Source organism: Kineococcus vitellinus, assembly GCF_009906315.1.
GTDB classification, from domain to species: domain Bacteria; phylum Actinomycetota; class Actinomycetes; order Actinomycetales; family Kineococcaceae; genus Kineococcus; species Kineococcus vitellinus.
On record NZ_JAAALL010000372.1, the window covers coordinates 1 to 3,656 of the forward strand.

A 3,656-nucleotide genomic window follows, 5' to 3' on the forward strand; every position below is an offset into this window, starting at 1 on the left:
GGTGAGCGCGGGCAGCGGTGCCCTGGTGGCGCTGCTGAGCGGGCGCGGGACCGGGCCCGTCAGCCGCGGGGCAGGCTGCGACCGTCCGGCAGCGTCCGCCCGCTCAGCAGCGCCACCAGGGCACCGCTGCCCGCGCTCACCAGGCGGCCGCCGCCCCAGCCGAAGTCCCCGTCGGTGGCCTCCAGCCGCACGCCGTCGAGGTCCACCCCGAACCAGGCGCCGCGCGCCGCCACCAGCTGCTCCAGGACGGCCCGCACCGCCCCGGGGGGTGCGACCGGGTCCCGGCCCAGCGGGATCGTCACGTCCAGGGAGTGGATGACGGCGTGGCTGAGCGCTCCGGCGGCGTTCCCGCCGCCGTCCCCGCCGGGCGGCTGCCACGCGTGCAGCCGCGGTGAGCGCAGCTGCGCCAGCAGCTCGCCCACCGGCAGCGACGCGTCCCGCTCGGCCACGGTGTCGGAGAGGACGCCGAAGTCGCCCCCGGCCGCCGCCATCTCGGCGGCGAAGCGCTGCGGGTCCAGCCGCACCGGCATCGTCACGTGCGCGACCACGTGGCGCACCCGCCACCCGCGGCACGAGGACGGCGCGTCCCACGCACCGCCGTCAGCGCCGGCCTCGAGCAGGTCGGCGAGGCCCGCGCAGGTCGGCGCCACCCAGGACTGCGGATCGGTCATCGGGGTCTCCTGACGGGACGGGGCCGCTGGACGCAGGATCCACCCCGCGGCCCCCACGCCTCGACGGAGGGTCCCCCGGTGGTGGAGGCACCTGCGCACGGGTGACCCCACCACCGGCGCGGACTCATCGGCCCTGCCGGCCGGCACCCACCTCCCGGGCCGGGGCGACCCGCGCGCTCAGCCGCGGCTGCTCGGCGAGGTCGGGGAACTCCAGGCCGGTCAGGCCCGCGGAACGCCGCCGCTCGACCAGGGTCGTCAGCCGCACGGAGTCCAGGCCGCGGTCGAAGAGGTCCTCCTCCGCCACGTCCCGCCCCTCCACGTCCACTCCTCCCACGTCGCGTCCCCCCACGTCCCGTCGTGCTCGCGCTTCAGGCGGCGAACAGCCGCTCCAGGGCGTCGAGGGCGCCCAGCGCCCCGTCGTAGTCCGGCCGGTAGCTCGTGGCGGGCAGTTCCCACACGTTCCCGGCGGCGAACGAGGGCAGCGCCGCGTACAGCGGGTCGGCCTTCAGCTCCTGCAGGCCGCGGCCCCCGAGGTCGACGACGAAGGCGTTGGGGGCGTCCGCGACGGAGGCCAGCAGTTCCGGGCTGACCTCGAAGGAGTCGCCGCTGCCGTACAGCGGCGGGTTCCCCGCCTCGGTGACCACGTCGTCGGGGGTGAGGCCGACCTCGGCGGTCAGCCGGGGCAGCGCCGCGTCGGCCGGGACGAGGTACGGCTTGCCGTTGGGCAGGGACAGCAGGAACACCGCGGCCCCCTGCGGGAGGTCCACGTCCCGCCGCACCTGCGCCACCTCCTCCTCGTAGGTGCGGGTCAGCTCCTGCACGCCGTCGGCACGACCGGCCGCCTCGGCCACGAGGTCCAGCTGCTCCTGCCAGGCGGTGGTGGTGGTCGGGACCAGCACCGTGGGGGCGATCGCGCTGAGGGCGTCGTAGCTGTCCGCGGCCTGAACGGCTGTGATGCCCTGCCCGCCACCGATGATGAGGTCCGGCTGGGCGGCGGCGACGGCCTCGACGTTCAGCTGCTCGCCGGCGGGCAGCGCGGCGGTGCCCTGCTCCTTCGCCTCGGCCGCCCAGGAGGGCGGGAAACCCCCGTCGAGGTCGGTGACGCCCAGCACGCGGGTGTCGGTGGCGACCACGGGCGCGTCCAGGGCGAACAGGTACCCGGCCAGGCCCCCGGAGAGCACGACGATGCGCTGCGGGTCGCCGGGCACGGTGACCTCGCCCCGGGCGGTGCCGATCGTGCGGGTGGCGGGCGCGGACGGGCTGCTCGCCGCCGCAGCCGGCCAGCAGCAGCACCAGGCCACCGGTGGCGGCCAGGACGGCCCGTCGCCGCGGGGTGCGCTCGCCGGGGGTGGTGGACGCGTTCATCGTTCTCCTCGCTCTCGACCACCGTCGGTGGTCGTCGTGGGTGTTCCGGGGGTGCGCACCGCCGGCGCGTCGGCGAGCAGCGGCACGAGGGCGCTCCAGCCCTCGGGCGCGACCACCGCCTCGTGCTCGAGCGGGACGGGGGTGAGGACGAGCGGACCGCGGTGGCCACGCCGGGTCCGCGGGCCGCTCCGGTGCCGTGACGTCGGTGGTGACGAGGACGCTCGCGCCGCTGGTGGCGACCACGTGGCGCAGCTCGGCCGAGCGGGTTCCCGCCGCACGGGTTCCCGCCGCACGGGTTTCCGCCGCGCCCGGTGCCGGTGCCCGGCCGGTAGGCGGCCAGCAGCTCGTCGGCGCCGGGGACGCGTGCGGGGCGCGGGGCAGGGGTGTGGACACGGGGTGGCTCCGGGTTTCCAGGGGTCTGCCGCCGTGGCGACGGGGTGCGACGGTGGGCTCGGTCCGCCGTCAGTCGCGCAGCGAGGCGCCGCCGTCCACGAGCAGGTCGGTCGTGGTGATGTGCCGGGCCGCGTCGGAGAGCAGGGAGCTCACGGCCTCGGCGACGTCGACGGGTTCGGCCAGGCGTCCCATCGGGGTGCCGACGCGGGAGGTGTTCGCGTCGCCGCGCAGGGCCGCCTCGCGGCCCGCCGCGGCGACGGGGTTCAGGACGCGCTGCACGGGGGTTTCGGTGGACCCGGGTGGGACGACGTTGCAGCGGACCCCGGCGGCGGCCGGTTCCAGGCCGAGGCAGCGCACGTACCGCGTCGCGGCCGCCTCGGAGGCCGCGTAGGCGGCCGTCCCGGTGCGCGGCAGTTTCGCGGCGTTCCAGCTGACCGCGACGATGGCGCCGGCCGCGCCGGTGACCACGGTCACCGGCGTGCTGCTGCGCGCTTGGCTGCTCACAGTTTACGAGGTTAGCCTCACCTCAGCACCGCTCGTCAACCCCGGAGGCGGATCCGCCCGCACGACGGAGATCTCACCGCCGGCAGCGCCACCCGCCCTGCTGGACCCCGACGGCCCCGGCACCGAACTGCTGAGCGCGGCCGAACTCGCCCGCGCACGGCGCTACCACCGGGCGGTGGACCGCCGCCGCTCGGCCACGGCGTCCTGGTTGCTGCGCACCGTCGCGGACGGCCCGAGCGGCGCCGAACCCGAGCGGGTGCGCGTGGGCCGGCAGTGCCGCACCTGCGGGCGCACGGGCGCCGCCGCACCCCACGGCAGGCCCGTGCCGCTGGAGGGTTCCGGGGACCGGCCCGCCGCGGGGGTGCACCTGTCCGCCTCCCCGCAGGCGGTGTCGTCCTCGTGGCCGCCTCGACGGCGGGCCGGGTCGGGGTGGACGTCGAGCAGGTCGCGTCGGTGGAGTTCGACGGCTTCGACGACCTCGTGCCGGCACCCGCGGAACGCCGGCACCTGGCCACGTGCCCGCGCCGTCGCGGGCACCGGTGCGCGCACGGTGCCGGGGATGCCCGACGGTCACGTGGGGAGCGTGGCGCTGCTGGACGCACCCGCTCCGCGGCGGGTGCCGCTGCGGTGGTGGCACGGGTCGCGGACTGCGGCCGGGAACCCGGGCCGCCGACGGCGACCCGGGCACGGTGCCCGCCACCGGTTCCCGTCAGAGGGTGGCGG

5 protein-coding genes are annotated in these 3,656 nt (G+C 77.5%); all 5 read right to left on the bottom strand.

Translation table 11 applies throughout. The features are described 5' to 3' along the window. Nucleotides 1-59 precede the first annotated feature (59 nt). The 5 genes from GTQ99_RS20990 to GTQ99_RS21010 all read right to left on the bottom strand — a co-directional run bounded on the left by GTQ99_RS20990 (nt 60) and on the right by GTQ99_RS21010 (nt 3,482). On the bottom strand, nt 60-671 hold the full coding sequence (locus GTQ99_RS20990) for a maleylpyruvate isomerase family mycothiol-dependent enzyme (protein ID WP_166617642.1): 612 nt from the start codon (nt 669-671) through the stop codon (nt 60-62). Between the two features lie 124 nt (nt 672-795). Continuing rightward, entirely contained in the window at nt 796-990 is a 195-nt protein-coding gene (locus GTQ99_RS20995; protein ID WP_205707946.1) for a hypothetical protein, read from the bottom strand. A gap of 49 nt (nt 991-1,039) precedes the next feature. Further along, nucleotides 1,040-1,879, bottom strand: a complete 840-nt coding sequence (locus GTQ99_RS21000; protein WP_205707947.1) for an ABC transporter substrate-binding protein — start codon at nt 1,877-1,879, stop codon at nt 1,040-1,042. A gap of 619 nt (nt 1,880-2,498) precedes the next feature. Beyond that, nucleotides 2,499-2,933, bottom strand: coding sequence for an SDR family oxidoreductase (locus tag GTQ99_RS21005; protein WP_166617645.1), 435 nt, complete (start codon nt 2,931-2,933; stop codon nt 2,499-2,501). A 162-nt stretch (nt 2,934-3,095) separates the two neighbouring features. After that, nucleotides 3,096-3,482, bottom strand: a complete 387-nt coding sequence (locus GTQ99_RS21010) for a hypothetical protein (protein ID WP_166617646.1) — start codon at nt 3,480-3,482, stop codon at nt 3,096-3,098. Between the last annotated feature and the right edge of the window lie 174 nt (nt 3,483-3,656).

What these genes read in the sequence shown, in the direction of transcription:
- GTQ99_RS20990 (WP_166617642.1), bottom strand. Translation starts at nt 671, where the DNA reads ATGACCGATCCGCAGTCCTGGGTGGCGCCGACCTGCGCGGGCCTCGCC.